The organism is Streptomyces aureus (genome assembly GCF_000725495.1).
GTDB lineage: Bacteria > Actinomycetota > Actinomycetes > Streptomycetales > Streptomycetaceae > Streptomyces > Streptomyces aureus_B.
Window position 1 is genome coordinate 52,013 of sequence record NZ_JNZD01000026.1, and the last position, 18,419, is coordinate 70,431.

An 18,419-nucleotide genomic window follows, 5' to 3' on the forward strand; every position below is an offset into this window, starting at 1 on the left:
CCGTGCGTGCCGATCGCGTCTTCGCGTACGGCGCCGCCGCCGGCCTTCTCGGCGACCTGCTGCTCGGCGATCCCCGCCGAGGGCATCCGGTCGCCGCGTTCGGGCGGGCCGCCGCGACCGTGGAGCGGACCCTGTGGCGCGACCACCGCGGGTGGGGCGCCCTGCACACCGCCGTCTGCGTCGGCGGCGCCACCGGACTCGCCGTGCTCGCGAGCCGTCGTGTCCGTACCTCGCCCGCCGCGTCCGTCGCGCTGACCGCCGCCGCCACCTGGTCCGTCGTCGGGGGAACCTCCCTCGGCCGCGAGGCGCGGGCGATCGGCGGCGCGCTCGCCGCCGGTGACCTCGCCGTGGCCCGGGAGCGGCTGCCGCACCTGTGCGGACGCGACCCGCAGGCGCTGGACGCCGACGGCGTCGCGCGCGCCGTCGTCGAGTCCGTCGCCGAGAACACCTCCGACGCCGTCGTGGGCGCCCTGGTCTGGGGCGCCGTCGCCGGCGTGCCCGGACTCGTCGCCTTCCGCGCGGTCAACACCCTCGACGCCATGGTCGGACACAAGTCCCCCCGGTACCGGCGCTACGGCTGGGCCTCCGCCCGGCTCGACGACCTGGCCGGCTGGCCGGGAGCGCGGCTGACCGCCGTCCTCGCGGCCGTGGCCGGGCCCGACCCGCGCGGCGCCCTGCGTGCCTGGCGCGCCGACGCCCGCCGGCATCCGAGCCCCAACGCCGGTCCCGTGGAGGCCTCGTTCGCGGGCACCCTCGGCGTCCGGCTCGGCGGCACCCTCGCGTACGGCGGGCGGGTCGAGCACCGGCCCGTGCTCAACGGCACGGGGCGCGCCGTCGAGGTCCACGACATCGAACGGGCCGTACGGCTCTCCCGGCGCGTCGGCTGGCTCGCGCTCGGGGTGAGCGCCGCCGCCCGGATCCTGCTCGGCCGGACCGGACGGGCTTCGTCCACCAGGAAGGGACGCACCGTATGAGCGGCGGGCTGCTGATCGCCGGGACCACCTCCGACGCGGGCAAGAGCGTCGTGACCGCCGGGATCTGCCGGTGGCTGGCGCGCCAGGGCGTCAAGGTCGCGCCGTTCAAGGCGCAGAACATGTCCCTGAACTCGTTCGTGACCCGCGAGGGCGCCGAGATCGGGCGGGCGCAGGCCATGCAGGCGCAGGCCGCCCGGGTGGAGCCGACCGCGCTGATGAACCCCGTGCTGCTCAAGCCGGGCGGCGACCGCACCAGCCAGGTCGTCCTGATGGGCAGGCCGGTGGGCGAGATGAGCGCGCGCGGGTTCTTCGGGACGGCCGGGTCCGGGACCGGCGCCCCGGGGAGCGCGTCCCCCGGGGACCGGTTGCGCGGGGGGCGCCAGGAAGCACTCCTCGCGACCGTCCTCGACTGTCTGGCGACGTTGCGGGGCACGTATGACGCGGTGATCTGTGAAGGCGCCGGGAGTCCGGCCGAGATCAACCTGCGGCGCACCGACATCGTGAACATGGGGGTGGCGCGCAACGCCGGGCTTCCCGTGCTCGTCGTCGGCGACATCGACCGGGGCGGGGTGTTCGCCTCGTTCTTCGGGACGGTCGCGCTGCTGTCTCCCGAGGACCAGGCGCTCGTCGCCGGGTTCCTCGTCAACAAGTTCCGCGGTGACGTGAGTCTGCTGGAGCCGGGGCTGGACATGCTGCACGGCCTCACCGGGCGGCGCACGTACGGCGTACTGCCGTTCCGGCACGGGCTCGGGATCGACGAGGAGGACGGACTGCGGGTCTCGCTGCGCGGGGCCGTCCGCGAGTCGGCGGTCTCCTCCCCCGTCGGCGAGGACGTCCTGCGGGTCGCCGTCTGCGCGATCCCGCTGATGTCCAACTTCACCGACGTGGACGCGCTGGCCGCCGAACCGGGTGTCGTCGTGCGGTTCGTGGACCGGGCCGAGGAACTGGCCGACGCCGATCTGGTCGTCGTGCCCGGCACCCGCGGCACGGTCAAGGCGCTCCGGTGGCTGCGCGAGCGCGGCCTCGCGGACGCCATCGCGCGCCGGGCCGCCGAGGGGCGGCCCGTCCTCGGTGTGTGCGGCGGTTACCAGCTCCTCGGCGAGCACATCGAGGACGAGGTCGAGTCCCGCGTCGGCCACGTCGACGGGCTCGGACTGCTGCCCGTACGCGTGCGGTTCGCGCGGGAGAAGACCCTGGCCCGGCCGGTGGGCAGGGCCCTCGGCGAGCACGTCGAGGGGTACGAGATCCATCACGGCGTCGCCGAGGTGACGGGCGGCCGGACGTTCATGTCGGACGCCGACGGAGCGGGCCTGGACGGCTGCCGGGTCGGCGCCGTGTGGGGCACGCACTGGCACGGGTCACTGGAGTCGGACGGTTTCCGGCGGGCCTTCCTGCGCGAGGTGGCCGCCGCCGCGGGCCGCCGCTTCGTGCCGGCCCCCGACACGTCGTTCGCGGCGCTGCGCGAGGAGCAGCTGGACCGGCTCGGCGACCTGATCGAGGAACACGCGGACACGGACGCGCTGTGGCGGCTCATCGAGTCCGGCGCGCCGCAAGGACTGCCCTTCATTCCACCGGGAGCACCCGCATGAGCACTGTGTTGTTGTTGTTGTCGACCGCCGACACGGATCTGCTGGCCGCCCGTGCCAGCGGCGCCGCCTACCGGATCGGCAATCCGACCCGGGTGGACGTCGGCGCCGAACTGCCCGCGCTGGTCGAGGGCGCGGACCTGGCCGTCGTGCGGCTGCTCGGCGGCAAGCGCGCCTGGGAGGACGGGCTGGCCTTTCTGAAGGCGTCCGGGATCCCGACCGTGCTGCTGGGCGGCGAGTCGGTGCCCGACGCCGAACTGATGGCCGAGTCGTCGGTGCCCGCGGGCGTGGTCGCCGAGGCGTTGCGCTACCTCGTCGAGGGCGGTCCGGCCAACCTCGGGGAGCTGGCCCGGTTCCTCTCCGACACCGTGCTGCTGACGGGCGAGGGCTTCGAGGAGCCGCACCGGACGGCGGAGTTCGGCGTCCACGGCGAGCGTGCCTTCACCGAGGGCCGGCCGACGGTCGGCGTGCTGTTCTACCGGGCGCACGAGCTGTCCGGGAACACCGCGTTCGTGGACACGCTGTGCGACGCGATCGAGGCCCGGGGCGCCAACGCCCTTCCCGTGTACTGCGGTTCGCTGCGCGGGGCAGACCCGGGCCTGTACGGGATCCTCGGCCGCGCCGACGCCCTCGTCGCCACCGTCCTCGCGGCGGGCGGCACCCATGCCTCCGAGGCGTCCGCGGGCGGCGACGAGGAGGCCTGGGACATCGGGGCGCTCGCCGACCTCGACGTCCCGGTGCTCCAAGGGCTGTGCCTGACCTCGTCGAGGGCCGCCTGGGCCGCCTCGGACGCCGCGCTGTCCCCCATGGACGCGGCGATGCAGGTCGCCATCCCGGAGTTCGACGGCCGGCTGATCACCGTGCCGTTCTCGTTCAAGGAGCAGGGCCCTGACGACGTCCCGGTGTACGTCGCCGACCCCGAGCGGGCCGCCCGGGTCGCCGGGATCGCCCTGCGCCACGCCCGGCTGAAGCACAAGCCGAACGCGGAGAAGAAGCTCGGGATCGTCTTCACCGCCTATCCGACGAAGCACTCCCGGGTCGGCAACGCGGTGGGCCTCGACACCCCCGCCTCCGCGGTCCGGGTCCTCGACGCGCTCCGGGACGCCGGCTACGCGCTGACCGAATACCCGGACAACGGCGACGAGTTGATCCACCGGCTGATCGAGGCCGGCGGCCACGACGTCGAGTGGCTGACCGAGGAGCAGCTGGCCGCCGCTCCGGCGCGTGTGCCCCTCGCCGACTACCGGGCCTGGTTCGAGACCCTCGACCCCGCCCTGCGCGAGGGCATGCTGGAGGCCTGGGGCGAGCCGCCGGGCTCCCTCTACGTCGACGGCGACGACATCGTGCTCGCCTGCCTGGAGTTCGGGAACGTCGTCGTGATGATCCAGCCGCCGCGTGGCTTCGGCGAGAACCCGATCGCGATCTACCACGACCCCGACATGCCGCCGTCGCACCACTACATGGCCGCCTACCGCTGGCTGGAGAACAGTTTCGGCGCGGACGCGGTCGTGCACATGGGCAAGCACGGCACGATGGAGTGGCTGCCGGGCAAGGGGCTCGGGCTCGGCGGCGGCTGCGCGCCCGACGCGGTCCTCGGCGAACTCCCCCTGGTCTACCCGTTCATCGTGAACGACCCCGGTGAGGGCACGCAGGCCAAGCGCCGCGGGCACGCCACCGTGGTCGACCACTTGGTGCCGCCGATGGCCCGCGCCGACACGTACGGCGACCTCGCGAAGCTGGAACAGCTCCTCGACGAGTACGCGCTCGTGTCCGACCTGGACCCGACGAAGGCCCCGGCGGTGCGCGCGCAGATCTGGACGCTGGTCAAGGCGGCCGAGCTGCACCACGACCTGCACGTCGACGAGCAGCCGGACGACGGCGACTTCGACGAGTTCGTGATGCACATCGACGGCTATCTGTGCGAGATCAAGGACGTGCAGATCCGCGACGGTCTGCACATCCTGGGCGGCGGCCCGGAGGCCGAACCGCGGGTGAACCTCGTGCTCGCCGTGCTGCGCGCCTCCCAGGTGTGGGGCGGCACGGCGAACGCCCTGCCCGGCCTGCGCGCCGCGCTCGCCGAGCACTTCGGGCTGGTGGAGAAGGAGCTGCTGGCCGAGCCGGGGGCCCCGGTGAAGGCGCCCGTCGAGCTGACGGACCTCGTGGAGGGTCCGGCCCGCACGGCGGCCGACGCGATCGACCTGTTGGAGCAGCTGTGCCGGCGGGCGGCCCTCGGCATGGAGGAGCGGGGCTGGGAGACGGCGGCCGTGCCCGCGCTGGTGCGCGAGGTCCTCGGCACCGAACTCCCGGACGCCGTCGCGGTGCTTGAGTTCGCCTGCCGCGAGGTGGTGCCGCGGCTCGCCCGCACGACGGACGAGATCGGCCACATCCTCAAGGCCCTGGACGGCGGTTACATCCCGGCGGGCCCCTCGGGCTCACCGACGCGCGGACTCGTCAACGTCCTGCCGACCGGCCGCAACTTCTACTCCGTCGACCCCAAGGCCATTCCCTCCCGGCTCAGTTGGGAGGTCGGGCAGTCCCTCGCCGACTCCCTCGTCCAGCGCTACCTCCAGGACACCGGCGCCTACCCGACGTCGGTCGGGCTGACGGTGTGGGGCACGTCCGCCATGCGCACCCAGGGCGACGACATCGCCGAGATCCTCGCGCTGCTGGGCTGCCGTCCGGTCTGGGACGACGCCTCGCGCCGGGTGACCGGCTTCGAGATCGTGCCGCTGGAGGAGCTGGGCCGCCCGCGCATCGACGTCACGGTCCGTATCTCCGGCTTCTTCCGGGACGCGTTCCCGCACGTGATCGCGCTGATCGACGACGCCGTACGGGCGGTGGCCGAGCTGGACGAGCCCGCGGACCGCAACTTCGTCCGCGCGCACGCCGACGAGGACACCGCCGGGCACGGCGACCGGCGGCGCGCGACCGCCCGCGTCTTCGGCTCCAAGCCGGGCGCGTACGGCGCCGGTCTGCTGCCGCTGATCGACGCCCGCAACTGGCGCTCGGACGCCGACCTCGCCGAGGTCTACGCCGTCTGGGGCGGCTACGCCTACGGGCGCGGGCTCGAGGGACGGGCGGCGCGCGGCGACATGGAGACGGCGTTCAGGCGGATCGCGGTGGCGGCCAAGAACGTCGACACCCGCGAGCACGACCTCGTCGACGCCGACGACTACTTCCAGTACCACGGCGGCATGGTCGCGATGGTCCGCCACCTCACCGGGGCCTCCCCCGAGGCGTACGTCGGCGACTCCGCGGTGCCGGACCAGGTGAAGACCCGCACGCTGGGCGAGGAGACCCACCGGGTCTTCCGGGCCCGGGTGGTCAACCCGCGCTGGATGGCGGCGATGCGCCGGCACGGCTACAAGGGCGCCTTCGAGATGGCGGCGACCGTGGACTACCTGTTCGGCTACGACGCCACGGCCGGGGTCGTGGACGACTGGATGTACGAGAAGCTCAGCGCGGAGTACGTCTTCGACGCGGAGAACCGGGACTTCATGAAGAAGTCCAACCCGTGGGCCCTGCGCGGCATCACGGAGCGGCTGCTGGAGGCCGCGGACCGGGGCCTGTGGGCCGAGCCGGACGCGGAGACCCTGGAGCGGCTGCGCGCCACGTATCTGGAGCTCGAAGGCGACCTGGAGGGCGACGACCAGTGAGCACCCCCTTTCCCTTCACGGCCGTCGTCGGCCAGGACGACCTGCGGCTCGCGCTGCTGCTGAACGCCGTCTCGCCCGCCGTCGGCGGAGTGCTGGTCCGCGGCGAGAAGGGCACCGCCAAGTCGACCGCGGTGCGGGCCCTTTCGGCGCTGCTGCCGGAGGTGGCCGTCGTGCCCGGGTGCCGGTTCTCCTGCGACCCCGGCTCCCCCGATCCCGGCTGCCCGGACGGACCGCACGAGGCGGGTACCGGCACCGGGCGCCCGGCCCGGATGGTCGAGCTGCCCGTCGGCGCCTCCGAGGACCGGCTGGTCGGCGCCCTGGACATCGAGCGGGCGCTCGCCGAGGGCGTCAAGGCCTTCGAGCCGGGGCTGCTCGCCGACGCGCACCGCGGGATCCTGTACGTCGACGAGGTCAACCTGCTCCACGACCACCTGGTCGACCTGCTGCTGGACGCGGCCGCGATGGGCGCCTCGTACGTGGAACGCGAGGGTGTCTCCGTACGGCACGCGGCGCGGTTCCTGCTCGTGGGGACGATGAACCCCGAAGAGGGCGAACTGCGGCCGCAGTTGCTCGACCGGTTCGGGCTGACGGTCGAGGTCGCCGCCTCGCGCGAGCCCGACCAGCGGGTGGAGGTCGTACGGCGACGGCTCGCGTACGACGACGACCCGGCCGGCTTCGCCGCGCGCTGGGCCGGCGAGGAGGCCGCCGTACGGGCGCGGATCGTGGCGGCGCGCGCGCTGCTGCCCTCCGTGCGGCTCGGCGACGGCGCGCTGCGGCAGATCGCGGCGACCTGCGCGGCCTTCGAGGTGGACGGCATGCGCGCCGACATCGTGATGGCCAGGACCGCGACCGCGCTGGCCGCCTGGGCGGGACGCACCGAGGTGCTCGCCGAGGACGTCCGGCAGGCCGCGCTGCTCGCGCTGCCGCACCGGCGCCGCCGCAACCCCTTCGACGCGCCCGGGCTCGACGAGGACAAGCTGGACGAGACGCTGGAGGAGTTCGGGGGCGGCGGCGACGGGACGGACGACGACCCGGACCCGGACCCGGACCCCGGTCCGGACGGGCCCGGCGGTGGCGGTCCGCCGCCGCAGGACGGTCCGGACGAGGGCTCCCCGGCCGGTGACGTGCCGGCGCAGGGCGAGCCGGCGGAGAACGGGAAGGCGCCGGCCGGACAGGGCCCCGAGCAGTCCCCGGTCCGGGCCGCCGAGCCCTTTCGCACGAGGACGCTGAGCGTGCCCGGGATCGGCGAGGGCGCGGCCGGACGGCGGTCACGGGCGCGGACCGAGCACGGCCGCACGACCGGGTCGCGCCGTCCCCGCGGGTCGCTGACCAAGCTGCACCTGGCGGCGACCGTGCAGGCCGCTGCTCCGCACCAGCGGGCACGGGGCCGCTCGGGCCCGGGGCTGGTGGTGCGGCGGGACGATCTGCGGCAGGCGACGCGGGAGGGCCGTGAGGGCAACCTCGTGCTGTTCGTGGTGGACGCCTCCGGATCGATGGCGGCCCGGCAGCGGATGGGCGCGGTCAAGGGCGCGGTCCTGTCACTGCTCCTGGACGCCTACCAGCGGCGGGACAAGGTCGGTCTGGTGACCTTCCGTGGGTCGGCCGCCGAGGTCGCGCTGCCGCCGACCTCCTCGGTGGACGCGGCGGCGGCCCGGCTGGAGTCGCTGCCGACGGGCGGGCGCACTCCGCTGGCGGCCGGGCTGCTGAAGGCGCACGAGGTGCTGCGGGTGGAACGGCTGCGGGACCCGGCGCGCCGTGCCCTCGTCGTGGTGGTGACGGACGGACGTGCCACGGGCGGGGCCGAGCCGGTGGCACTGGCCGGGCGCGCGGCGGGGCTGCTGGCGGCCGGGCAGGTCGCCTCGGTGGTCGTCGACTGCGAGAGCGGGCCGGTCCGGCTCGGGCTCGCGGGGCGGCTCGCGGGTGAACTGGGCGGCGCGGCGGTGACGCTGGACGAGTTGCGGGCCGACTCGATCGCCGGTCTGGTCAGGGATGTGCAGGGGACGTCGACTTCGAGGAGGGCCGCCTAGTGCCGCAGGGACAGCCGAGTGTCGTGCCGGACGACGGTCTGACGACCCGCCAGCGCCGCAACCGGCCGCTGGTCGTCGTGCACACGGGCATCGGCAAGGGCAAGTCGACCGCCGCGTTCGGGCTCGCGCTGCGCGCCTGGAACCAGGGGTGGCCCATCGGGGTGTTCCAGTTCGTCAAGTCGGCGAAGTGGAAGGTAGGCGAGGAGAACGCGCTGCGGGTGCTCGGCGCCTCCGGCGAGGGCGGCAGCGTCGACTGGCACAAGATGGGCGAGGGCTGGTCCTGGGTCCAGCGCGACGCGCAGATGGACAACGAGGACAAGGCCCGCGAGGGCTGGGAGCAGGTCAAGCGCGACCTGGCCGCCGAGACGTACCGGCTGTACGTGCTCGACGAGTTCGCCTATCCGATGCACTGGGGCTGGATCGACACCGACGAGGTCGTCGCGGTGCTGCGGGACCGGCCGGGCACCCAGCACGTCGTGATCACCGGGCGCAACGCCCCCGAGAAACTGGTGGACTTCGCCGATCTGGTGACCGACATGTCCAAGGTCAAGCATCCGATGGACGCCGGCCAGAAGGGCCAGAGGGGCATCGAGTGGTGATGTCCTCCGTCCCCCGGCTGGTCGTCGCCGCACCCTCCTCGGGCAGCGGCAAGACCACCGTCGCCACGGGGCTGATGGCGGCCCTCGCCGGTCGGGGGCTCGCCGTGTCCCCGCACAAGGTGGGGCCCGACTACATCGACCCCGGGTACCACGCGCTCGCCACCGGGCGCGTGGGGCGCAACCTCGACGCGTACCTGTGCGGAGCGGACCTGATCGGGCCGCTGTTCGCGCACGGGGCGCGCGGCTGCGACCTCGCGGTCGTCGAGGGCGTGATGGGGCTGTACGACGGGGCCGCGGGCGAGGGCGAACTGGCCTCCACGGCCCATGTGGCGAAGCTGCTGCGGGCGCCCGTGGTGCTGGTCGTCGACGCGTCCTCGCAGTCGCGGTCCGTGGCCGCGCTGGTGCACGGCTTCGCCTCCTGGGACCCGGAGGTGCGGATCGGGGGCGTGATCCTGAACAAGGTCGCCTCGGACCGGCACGAGGCGCTGCTGCGCGACGCGCTGGACTCCTCCGGGGTGCCGGTGCTCGGTGTACTGCGGCGGGCGCCGCAGGTGGACACGCCGTCCCGGCACCTCGGTCTCGTGCCGGTCGCCGAGCGGCGGGCGGAGGCGGTCGCGGCCGTCGCGGCGATGGCGGCGCAGGTCGCCGAAGGGTGCGACCTGGACGCGCTGGCGGCGCTGGCGCGCACTGCCGGTGCGTTGTCGGGTGCGGCCTGGGACCCGGCCGAGGCCGTGGCCCCGCCCACCCACGACCACCCGACTCGCTCCGCCGACAAGCGTGCGCCCGTGGTGGCCGTCTCCGGAGCCGAGGCGCTCAGCGGCCACCCGACCCGCCCGGCCGGGAAGCGGGTGCCCGTGGTGGCCGTCGCGGGCGGGGAGGCGTTCACCTTCTCCTACGCCGAGCACGCCGAGCTCCTCGCCGCCGCCGGCGCCGAGGTCGTCCCCTTCGACCCGCTGCGCGACGAGCAGCTGCCCGAGGGGACGGGCGGGCTGGTGATAGGCGGCGGTTTCCCCGAGGTGTACGCGGCCGAGCTGTCCGCCAACGAGCCGCTGCGCAAGGCCGTCGCGGCCCTCGCGGAGTCGGGTGCGCCGGTGGCCGCCGAGTGCGCCGGGCTGCTCTACCTGTGCCGGGAGCTGGACGGGCGGCCGATGTGCGGGGTGCTCGACGCGCGGGCCCGGATGGACGAGCGGCTGACCCTCGGCTACCGGGACGCCGTGGCCCTCGGCGACAGCGTGCTCGCCCCGGCCGGCACCCGGATGCGCGGGCACGAGTTCCACCGCACGGTCGTGGAACCGGGCGCCGGGCCGTCCCCGGCCTGGGGGATGCGCGCCCCCGAACGGCGCGTCGAAGGTTTCGTGCAGCGAGGCGTGCACGCGAGTTATCTGCACACGCACTGGGCGTCCGAGCCCGGCGTGGCCCGTCGGTTCGTCGAGAGGTGCCTGACGTCATGAGCAGCAAGCTGATCGGAGTCGGGGTCGGTCCCGGTGACCCGGAGCTGGTGACCGTCAAGGGCGTCAACGCCCTGCGCGCCGCGGACGTCGTCGTCGTCCCCGTCATGGCCGCGGCGGACGGGACGGACGGCGGGGAGCGGGGACGGGCCGAGGCGACCGTCCTGCACTACGTGTCCGAGCAGAAGGTCGTCCGGGTGGTGTTCGCGCTCAACGAGCGCAGCGACCGGGAGCGGCGCGAGGCCGCCTGGGACGCCGCCGGCGACCGGGTCGCGGGCCTGCTCGCCCGGCACGGCACGGTCGCCTTCGCCACCATCGGCGACCCCAACGTGTACTCCACGTTCACCTACCTCGCGCACACGATCGGGGAGCTGGTCCCCGGCACGGTGGTGGAGACGGTGCCCGGCATCACCGCCATGCAGGACCTCGCCGCGCGCTCGGGCGCGGTCCTGACCGAGGGGACCGAACCGCTCACCCTCGTCCCGGTGACCGCGGGCTCGGCCGTGCTCAAGGACGCGCTGAACGGGCCCGGCACGGTGGTCGCGTACAAGTTCGGGCGGCAGGCCGCCGAGGTGGCCGAGGCGCTGCGGGACAGCGGGCGGCTCGAGGACGCCGTCTGGGGGTCGGCGCTCGGTCTCGACGCCGAGTCGATCCGCCCGGCCGCCGACCTCGACGGCGAACCGCTCCCGTACCTGTCGACGCTCATCGCGCCCGCGCGCCGCGACGGGACCCGCGGCGGAAAGCTGTGACCCTCCCCCGCCCGGCACGCCCGGCCGGCCCCACGGGCTCAGCCCGCGAGGCCCACCACCAGCCAGATGAAGGCCACCCCCGCGACCGTGCAGAGCAGGGTCGAGCGGGCCGGGTGGTCGTGGTGCGCCTCCGGGAGGATCTCGGCGGCGGCGAGGTAGAGCAGCACGCCGCCGAAGAGACCGAGGTACCCGCCGAGCACCCGTTCGGGGATGGTGAAGAAGAGCGTCGAGGCGGCACCGATCATGGGGGCCGCCGCGTCCGCGTACAGCATGAACAGGGCCTTGCGGCGGGCGTTCCCGTACAGGCTCGTGATCGTGTACGTGTTGAAGCCGTCCGCGAAGTCGTGCGCGATGACCGCGAGGGCGACGGCCAGCGCCATGCCCCCGCCGACCTGGAAGGCGGCGCCGATCGCGACGCCGTCCATCGCGCTGTGGCCGACCATCGCGGCGGCCGCCGTCAGGCCCACCTCGGGCGCCCGTCCGTCGTTCTCCCCGCCCCCGTGCGCGGCCCGGCGGTGGGCGAGGAGCCGTTCGACCAGATGGGCCAGCAGGAAGCCACCCACGAAAAGCAGCAGCGCGGCCGGGACCCCGAACACCTCGGTGCCCGCCGCGTCCAGCGCCTCCGGCAGCAGGTCCAGGCCGACCACGCCCAGCATCAGGCCCCCGGCCAGGCCGAGCACCAGATGGCGGCGGTCGGTCACCCGCTGCGCCGTCCAGCCGCCGGCCAGCGTCATCAGGAACGCGCCGAGCGCGACGAGGACCGCCATAGGCCCTTGCTATCCGATCCACCCCCGTGTCCGCACCTCAGGCGACGGCCCCGGGCCCACTGAACCCCTCGCAGCACCCCGATCTTCCGTAGGAGAGGACCCATTCCCATGGCCGAAGCCCCCACCGGCAAGGTGACCTTCGTCGGTGCCGGCCCCGGCGCCGCCGACCTGCTGACCTTCCGCGCCGCGCGGGCCATCGCCGAGGCCGACGTCGTGATCTGGGCGGCGAGCCTGGTGCAGGCCGAGGTCCTCGGCCACGCGCGCGAGGGCGCCGAGATCCTCGACTCGGCGACGATGTCGCTGGAGGACGTCGTCGCCGTCTACGAACGGGCCCGCGACGAGGGCCTGCGGGTGGCGCGGATCCACTCCGGCGACCCGGCCCTGTGGGGCGGGACGCAGGAACAGGTCGACCGGTGCGCCGAGATCGGCATCGACACGGAGATCGTGCCGGGCGTCTCGTCCTTCTCCGCCGTCGCCGCGATCGCGCAGCGCGAGCTGACGATCCCCGAGGTCGCCCAGTCCGTGATCCTGACCCGGCTCGGCGGCGGCAAGACGCCGATGCCGCCCGGGGAGGACGTCCGCGAGTTCGCGAGGCACGGCACGACGATGGCGCTGTTCCTGTCGGCGGCGCGCAGCGGGCAGCTGGTGCGGGAGCTGCTCGAGGGCGGCTATCCCACGAGCACACCGGTCGTCGTGGCCTACCAGGCGACCTGGCCGGAGGAACTGATCGTGAGGTGCACGGTCGGCACGCTGGAGGAGACCGTCAAGGAGCACAAGCTCTGGAAGCACACGCTCTTCCTGGTCGGCCCCGCCCTCGACGCGAGCGGCACCCGCTCGCACCTCTACCACCCGGGTCACTTCCACGGCTTCCGCAAGGCCGACCCGCAGGCGCGCGCCGAGCTGCGGGCCGCGCGCCGGGCCGGTGCGGGCGGTACCCAGGACCCGGCGTCGTGAGCGTGGACGTCACCGGAGCGGGGGTCCGGCCGGCCGGCGGGCGGGACGCGTCCGCCCCTCCGGCGGGCCGGCCCGGTGTGATCACCGTCGTCGGTACGGGCACGGGTGCGCCGCTCTCCCCGGAGGCCGAGGCGGTGCTCGCCGGGGCCGGGCTGGTCGTGGGCGCCCGGCGGCATCTGACGGCCGCCCGGACACCGGAGCGGGCGGAGCGGGTGGTGCTCGGGCCGCTGGCACCGGCCCTTGACCGGATCGAGCGGTACGCGGCCGAAGGGGAGCGCGAGGGCCCGGTCGTGGTGCTCGCCTCGGGCGACCCCGGATTCTTCGGGATCGTGCGGGCGCTCGCCGAGCGGTTCGGGTCGGAGCGGCTGGACGTGCGCCCCGGGGTCTCGTCGGTGGCGGCCGCCTTCTCCCGGCTCGGGCTGCCCTGGGACGACGCGGTGGTGGTCAGCGCGCACGGGCGTGATCCGCGCACGGCCGTCCTGATCTGCCGGTCGCGGCCCAAGGTGGCGGTGCTGACCGCTCCCGGGTCGGGGCCAGCCGAGCTGGGCGCGGCCCTGGCCGACGCGGGCGCGGAGCGCGTCCTGGTGGTGGCGAGCGCCCTCGGCGATCCGGAGCGGGAGCGGGTCGAGCGGGTCACCCCCGCCGAGGCGGCCGCCCGCGACTGGGGTCCGGCGGTCAGTGTCGTGCTGTGTCTGGACGAGGCGCGGGCCCTGGCGCCGGTGCGGACCGTCGCCGGCCCGGTGGCCGGCCCGGACCGCTGGGCCCTGGAGGAGGGCGAGTTCGCCCACCGCGACTCGATGATCAGCAAGTTCGAGGTGCGGGCGCTGGCCCTGGCCCGGATCGGGCCCGGGCTCGGCGACCTGGTGTGGGACATCGGCGCGGGCTCCGGTTCCGTCGCCGTGGAGTGCGCGCGGTTCGGCGCCGCGGTGACCGCGGTCGAGAAGACCGAGGACGGCTGCGAGCGGGTCCGCGCCAACGCTGCGGCGCACGGCGTGGACGTGCGGGTCGTGCACGGGGCCGCGCCTGGCGCACTGTCCGCCCTGGACGCTCCGCACGACCCGGACGCGGTGTTCATCGGCGGCGGCGGACGGGAGCTGCCGGAGATCGTCTCGGTGTGCGCGCGGCGGGCCCGGCGGGCCGTCGTGATCGCGATGGCCGCGCTCGACCGGGTGCCGGCCGCCCGGGACGCGCTCACCGCCGCCGGACTCGTCTGCGACGGCGTCCTGTTGCAGTCCTCGCGGCTCGCCCCGCTGCCGGGCGGGGTCTCCCGGCTCGCGGCGGCCAATCCCGTCTTTGTGCTGTGGGGCGTCCGGCCCCCGGCCCCTACCGAAGGAGTCCTCCAGTGATCGGCCTGATCTCCGCCACGGCGGCGGGCACGGCGGCCCGTGACCGGCTCGCCGCGGCCTGGCCCACCCGTACCCGGGTCTACGACGGACCCGTGGCGGAGGCCGTGCGGCGGGCCTTCGCGGAGTGCGACCACCTGGTGTGCTTCCTGGCCACCGGCGCGGTCGTACGGCTCGTCGCGCCGCTGCTCGGCGACAAGGCGTCGGACCCCGGTGTGGTGTGCGTCGACGAGGCGGGACGGTTCGCCGTGTCGCTGATCGGCGGGCACGCGGGAGGGGCCAACGAACTCGCCCGCGAGGTGGGGGAGTTGCTGGAAGCCCAGCCGGTGGTCACGACGGCCACGGACGCGGTGGGCGTGCCCGGACTCGACACCCTCGGCCTCCCCGTGGAAGGGGATGTCGCCGGGGTCTCGCGGGCGATGCTGGACGGCGAACCGGTCGTGCTGGAGCGGGAGTCGCCCTGGCCGCTGCCCGCCCTGCCGCCGAACGTGGGAAGCCCCGCGACGCCGGGTGCCGCCGTGGTCCGGGTGAGCGACCGTGACCGGGAGCCCGTCGCGCGCGAGGTCGTCCTGCGTCCGCCGACCCTGGTCGTCGGTGTCGGCGCCTCCCGGGGCGCGCCCGTGGAGGAGGTCCTCGGCCTCGTCGGGGACACCCTGCGCGAGGCCGGGCTCTCGGCGGCGTCGGTGGCCGAACTGGCCACCGTGGACGCCAAGTCGGAGGAGCCCGGCATCGTCGGGGCCGCCGCCCGGCTCGGGGTCCCGGTCGTCACGTACACAGCCGAGGAACTGGCGGCGGTCGACGTCCCGAACCCCTCCGGCGCGCCGCTCGCGGCCGTCGGGACCCCGTCCGTGGCGGAGGCCGCCGCGCTGATCGGCGGGGGCGAACTCCTGGTGCCCAAGCGGAAGTCGGTACGGGACGACGGGCGGCCCGCGATGGCGACCTGCGCGGTGGCGCGCCGCCCGGCGCGCGGACGGCTCGCGGTCGTCGGCCTGGGCCCCGGGGCCCGCGATCTGCTCACCCCGCGGGCGACGGCGGAACTGCGGCGGGCCGCGGTGCTCGTCGGGCTCGACCAGTACGTCGACCAGATCCGCGACCTGCTGCGGCCTGGCACCCTGATCCTGGAGTCGGGGCTCGGCGCCGAGGAGGAGCGGGCGCGCACGGCGGTGGCCGAGGCCCGGCGCGGACAGGCCGTCGCGCTGATCGGCAGCGGCGACGCGGGCGTGTACGCGATGGCCTCGCCCGCGCTGGCCGAGGCGTCGGACGACATCGACGTCGTCGGGGTGCCGGGCGTGACCGCGGCGCTCGCGGCGGGGGCGATCCTCGGCGCGCCGCTCGGCCACGACCATGTGTCCATCAGCCTGTCCGACCTGCACACGCCGTGGGAGGTCATCGAGCGCCGGGTGCGCGCGGCGGCCGAGGCCGACATCGTCGTGACCTTCTACAACCCCCGCAGCCGGGGCCGGGACTGGCAGCTGCCGAAGGCGCTCGCGATCCTCGCCGAGCACCGGGAGGCGGCGACGCCGGTGGGGGTCGTGCGCAACGCCTCCCGGCCGGACGAGTCGAGCCGGGTCACGACGCTGGGGTCCCTGGATCCGGCGATCGTCGACATGATGACCGTGGTGACCGTGGGCAACACGGCGACCCGCGAGATCGCCGGGCGCATGGTGACCCCGCGCGGCTACCGCTGGCAGAAGGAGACCGAGTGAGCCCCGTGAGCCAGGCACCGCCCCGGACCGGGCACCCGCTCGGGCGGGGTTCCGCCGGAGTCCGCCTCCCGGTCCCCGGGGCCGAGCGGGCCTCGGACGAGGCCGTGCGGGCCGATCTCGCCCCGCAGACCGTGGGGGCCGACCCGGCCCCGCAGACCGACCGGGCCCACCAGGCCTCGAAGACCACCGCGGCCGACGCCGCCGAGGAGACATCGTGACCACCCCGCCCCCCGCCCTGCTCGTCGCCGGACACGGCACCCGGGACGAGGCCGGAGCCGAGGCCTTCCGTTCCTTCGTACGGGAGCTGGGCCGCCGCCATCCCGAACTGCCCGTCGCCGGCGGGTTCATCGAGCTGTCGCCGCCCCCGCTGGGCGAGGCCGTCGGCGAACTCGTCGCCCAGGGGGTACGGCGTTTCGCCGCCGTGCCGCTGATGCTGGTGTCCGCCGGGCACGCCAAGGGCGACATCCCGGCGGCGCTGGCCCGCGAGAAGGAACGGCACCCCGGGATCTCGTACACGTACGGCCGTCCGCTGGGCCCGCATCCGTCGCTGCTCGCCGTGCTGGAGCGGCGGCTGGAGGAGGCGCTGGGCGACAGCGTCACGACGCCCGAGGAGCGGGCCGAGGTGACGGTGCTGCTCGTGGGCCGCGGGTCCACCGACCCGGACGCCAACGCCGAGGTGCACAGGGCCGCCCGGCTGCTGTGGGAGGGCCGCGGCTACGCGGGCGTCGAGACCGCGTTCGTGTCCCTGGCGGCACCGGACGTTCCCTCGGGCCTCGACCGCTGCGTGAGGCTGGGCGCCCGCCGGATCGTGGTCCTGCCCTACTTCCTGTTCACCGGCATCCTCCCGGACCGGGTGCGGCGGCAGACGGAGGACTGGGCGGCCGCGCATCCCGAGGCCGAGGTGCGCTCCGCCGACGTCATCGGTCCCGAACCCGAACTGCTCGACCTGGTCATGGAGCGCTACCGTGAGGCAGTGGCGGGCGCCGTGCGGATGAACTGCGACTCCTGCGTCTACCGCATCGCGCTGCCCGGCTTCGAGGACAAGGTGGGGCTCCCCCAGCAGCCGCACTTCCACCCGGACGACGACGGCGGCCACGACGGACACGGGCACCACCATCACGGGGGGCACACGCATTCCCATGCCCACTGACGAGGCCGCCGAGGGCGGGCACGATCTGCGGCACCACGGCGACGCCGAGGTGCGCGACGACGGTTCCAAGCTGACCGATCTGGCCGTGAACGTCCGGGCGGACACCCCGCCCGGCTGGCTGCTCGACCGGATCACCGCCTCGCTGCCCTCGCTCGCGGCCTACCCGGACGGGCGGGCCGCGCGGGCGGCGGTGGCGGCGCGGCACGGGCTGCCGGTGGAGCGGGTACTGCTCACGGCGGGCGCGGCCGAGGCGTTCGTGCTGCTCGCGCGCGCCCTGGAGGTGCGCCGGCCGGTGGTCGTGCACCCGCAGTTCACCGAGCCCGAGGCCGCGCTGCGGGACGCCGGGCACACGGTGGGCCGGGTGCTGCTGCGCGAGGAGGACGGCTTCCGGCTCGATCCGGCGGCCGTCCCCGAGGACGCGGATCTGGTCGTGATCGGCAATCCGACCAACCCGACCTCGGTGCTGCACCCGGCCGGGGTCGTCGCGGGGCTGGCCCGCCCCGGGCGGGTGCTGGTGGTCGACGAGGCGTTCATGGACGCGGTGCCGGGCGAGCGGGAGGCGCTGGCCGGGCAGACCGACGTGCCCGGACTCGTCGTGCTGCGCAGCCTCACCAAGACCTGGGGTCTCGCGGGGCTGCGGATCGGCTACGTGCTCGCCGACCCCGCGACGATCGCCCGGCTGGAGCGCGCCCAGCCGCTGTGGCCGGTCTCCACGCCCGCGCTCGCCGCCGCGGAGGCGTGCGTGTCCTCGCAGGCGCTGGCGGAGGCCGCCCACGCGGCCCGGCGGATCGCCAAGGACCGGGACCATCTGGTCGCGGGACTGCGGGAGTTCGCCTGCACCGACGGGTTGCGGGTGGTGGAGCCCGCGGAGGGTTCCTTCGTCCTGGTCCGGCTGCCCCGGGCCGCCGGGGTGCGCCGGGGGCTGCGCGATCTCGGGTTCGCGGTGCGGCGCGGTGACACGTTCCCGGGGCTCGGGGACGCGTGGCTGCGCATCGCGGTACGGGACCGGGCGACGGTCAACCGCTTCCTCCAGGCCCTGGACCGCGCGATGACCATCGCCGGGGACGGAGCGGGGCCCGCACCGGCGCAGAACGGAGGCACGGCCCCCGGGAACGACGGAGGCGGCGGCCCCGCTGCTGGACGGGACGGGGATCCGGCCCTCGGGCACGACGGAACCGGCGGCGGCCCCGCTGCTGGACGGGACGGGGGCCCCGCCCTCGGGCACGACGGAACCGGCAAGCCCGGCGGCGCAGAGGACGGCCGGGAGGCCACCCCCGGGAACGGCGAGACCGGAGGCCGGCAGGGCCGTACTGCCGGGCAGGGCAAGGCCGGGGGCTGGCGAGGCCACGTCTCCGGGAACGGCGAGACCGGAGACCGGCGGGGCCGTACCGCCGGAGAGGGCGAGACCGGAGACCGGCGGGACCACACCCCCGGGAACGGCGAGGCCCGAGACGGGCAGG

The 18,419-nt window shown here is 75.3% G+C and carries 13 protein-coding genes and 1 pseudogene; 13 read left to right on the plus strand and 1 reads right to left on the minus strand.

Annotation, left to right across the window (positions count from 1 at the left end; all coding sequences use genetic code 11):
• Positions 1 to 2: 2 nt before the first annotated feature.
• From IO36_RS27880 to cobI, 7 genes are read left to right on the plus strand one after another with little or no spacing between them, the layout of a single operon-like run.
• The gene (locus tag IO36_RS27880) at positions 3 to 974 is read left to right on the plus strand and encodes a cobalamin biosynthesis protein (RefSeq protein WP_037623791.1); all 972 of its coding nucleotides are present in this window, start codon (positions 3 to 5) and stop codon (positions 972 to 974) included.
• Positions 971 to 2,563 (plus strand): cobyric acid synthase, encoded by a 1,593-nt coding sequence (locus IO36_RS27885; RefSeq protein WP_037623792.1) that lies wholly within the window; start codon positions 971 to 973, stop codon positions 2,561 to 2,563. Before IO36_RS27880 ends, IO36_RS27885 begins: the two co-directional genes overlap by 4 nt.
• The gene (gene cobN, locus IO36_RS27890) at positions 2,560 to 6,216 is read left to right on the plus strand and encodes a cobaltochelatase subunit CobN (protein ID WP_037623793.1); all 3,657 of its coding nucleotides are present in this window, start codon (positions 2,560 to 2,562) and stop codon (positions 6,214 to 6,216) included. Before IO36_RS27885 ends, cobN begins: the two co-directional genes overlap by 4 nt.
• Positions 6,213 to 8,243 carry a putative cobaltochelatase gene (locus tag IO36_RS27895; RefSeq protein WP_037623794.1) on the plus strand — a complete coding sequence of 677 codons (2,031 nt, stop codon included), beginning with the start codon at positions 6,213 to 6,215 and terminating at the stop codon, positions 8,241 to 8,243. The genes cobN and IO36_RS27895 overlap by 4 nt, the downstream gene beginning before the upstream one ends.
• Positions 8,243 to 8,842 carry a cob(I)yrinic acid a,c-diamide adenosyltransferase gene (gene cobO, locus IO36_RS27900; protein ID WP_037623795.1) on the plus strand — a complete coding sequence of 200 codons (600 nt, stop codon included), beginning with the start codon at positions 8,243 to 8,245 and terminating at the stop codon, positions 8,840 to 8,842. The genes IO36_RS27895 and cobO overlap by 1 nt, the downstream gene beginning before the upstream one ends.
• A complete protein-coding gene (locus IO36_RS27905) occupies positions 8,842 to 10,293 on the plus strand; it encodes a cobyrinic acid a,c-diamide synthase CobB (RefSeq protein ID WP_209441279.1) in 1,452 nt (483 codons plus the stop codon). Before cobO ends, IO36_RS27905 begins: the two co-directional genes overlap by 1 nt.
• Positions 10,290 to 11,039 carry a precorrin-2 C(20)-methyltransferase gene (cobI, locus tag IO36_RS27910; protein WP_037623796.1) on the plus strand — a complete coding sequence of 250 codons (750 nt, stop codon included), beginning with the start codon at positions 10,290 to 10,292 and terminating at the stop codon, positions 11,037 to 11,039. The genes IO36_RS27905 and cobI overlap by 4 nt, the downstream gene beginning before the upstream one ends.
• A 38-nt stretch (positions 11,040 to 11,077) precedes the next feature.
• On the opposite strand, the gene IO36_RS27915 is transcribed toward cobI, so the two are convergent.
• Positions 11,078 to 11,806 carry a ZIP family metal transporter gene (locus IO36_RS27915; protein ID WP_037623797.1) on the minus strand — a complete coding sequence of 243 codons (729 nt, stop codon included), beginning with the start codon at positions 11,804 to 11,806 and terminating at the stop codon, positions 11,078 to 11,080.
• A 108-nt stretch (positions 11,807 to 11,914) separates the two neighbouring features.
• On the opposite strand from IO36_RS27915, the gene cobM reads away from it, so the two are divergent.
• From cobM to cobC, 6 genes and pseudogenes are all read left to right on the plus strand, one after another.
• A complete protein-coding gene (cobM, locus tag IO36_RS27920; RefSeq protein WP_037623798.1) occupies positions 11,915 to 12,760 on the plus strand; it encodes a precorrin-4 C(11)-methyltransferase in 846 nt (281 codons plus the stop codon).
• Positions 12,761 to 12,837: 77 nt separating this feature from the next.
• The gene (locus IO36_RS27925; RefSeq protein ID WP_037623850.1) at positions 12,838 to 14,106 is read left to right on the plus strand and encodes a bifunctional cobalt-precorrin-7 (C(5))-methyltransferase/cobalt-precorrin-6B (C(15))-methyltransferase; all 1,269 of its coding nucleotides are present in this window, start codon (positions 12,838 to 12,840) and stop codon (positions 14,104 to 14,106) included.
• Positions 14,103 to 15,809, plus strand: coding sequence for a precorrin-3B C(17)-methyltransferase (cobJ, locus tag IO36_RS27930; RefSeq protein WP_037623800.1), 1,707 nt, complete (start codon positions 14,103 to 14,105; stop codon positions 15,807 to 15,809). The genes IO36_RS27925 and cobJ overlap by 4 nt, the downstream gene beginning before the upstream one ends.
• Positions 15,806 to 16,027, plus strand: a complete 222-nt coding sequence (locus IO36_RS27935; RefSeq protein ID WP_037623801.1) for a hypothetical protein — start codon at positions 15,806 to 15,808, stop codon at positions 16,025 to 16,027. Before cobJ ends, IO36_RS27935 begins: the two co-directional genes overlap by 4 nt.
• Positions 16,024 to 16,959: a sirohydrochlorin chelatase gene (locus tag IO36_RS27940; RefSeq protein WP_037623802.1), complete on the plus strand. Its 936-nt coding sequence runs from the start codon at positions 16,024 to 16,026 to the stop codon at positions 16,957 to 16,959. Before IO36_RS27935 ends, IO36_RS27940 begins: the two co-directional genes overlap by 4 nt.
• Positions 16,949 to 18,019, plus strand: a pseudogene (cobC, locus tag IO36_RS27945) (Rv2231c family pyridoxal phosphate-dependent protein CobC); the annotation flags it as partial. The gene IO36_RS27940 and the pseudogene cobC, both read left to right, overlap by 11 nt.
• Between the last annotated feature and the right edge of the window lie 400 nt (positions 18,020 to 18,419).

Bases quoted from the DNA above. Each gene is read 5' to 3' on its own strand.
- cobM (WP_037623798.1), top strand. From the start codon at position 11,915: ATGGCCGAAGCCCCCACCGGCAAGGTGACCTTCGTCGGTGCCGGCCCC.
- cobI (WP_037623796.1), top strand. From the start codon at position 10,290: ATGAGCAGCAAGCTGATCGGAGTCGGGGTCGGTCCCGGTGACCCGGAG.
- IO36_RS27915 (WP_037623797.1), bottom strand. From the start codon at position 11,806: ATGGCGGTCCTCGTCGCGCTCGGCGCGTTCCTGATGACGCTGGCCGGC.
- cobN (WP_037623793.1), top strand. From the start codon at position 2,560: ATGAGCACTGTGTTGTTGTTGTTGTCGACCGCCGACACGGATCTGCTG.
- IO36_RS27905 (WP_209441279.1), top strand. From the start codon at position 8,842: ATGTCCTCCGTCCCCCGGCTGGTCGTCGCCGCACCCTCCTCGGGCAGC.
- IO36_RS27885 (WP_037623792.1), top strand. From the start codon at position 971: ATGAGCGGCGGGCTGCTGATCGCCGGGACCACCTCCGACGCGGGCAAG.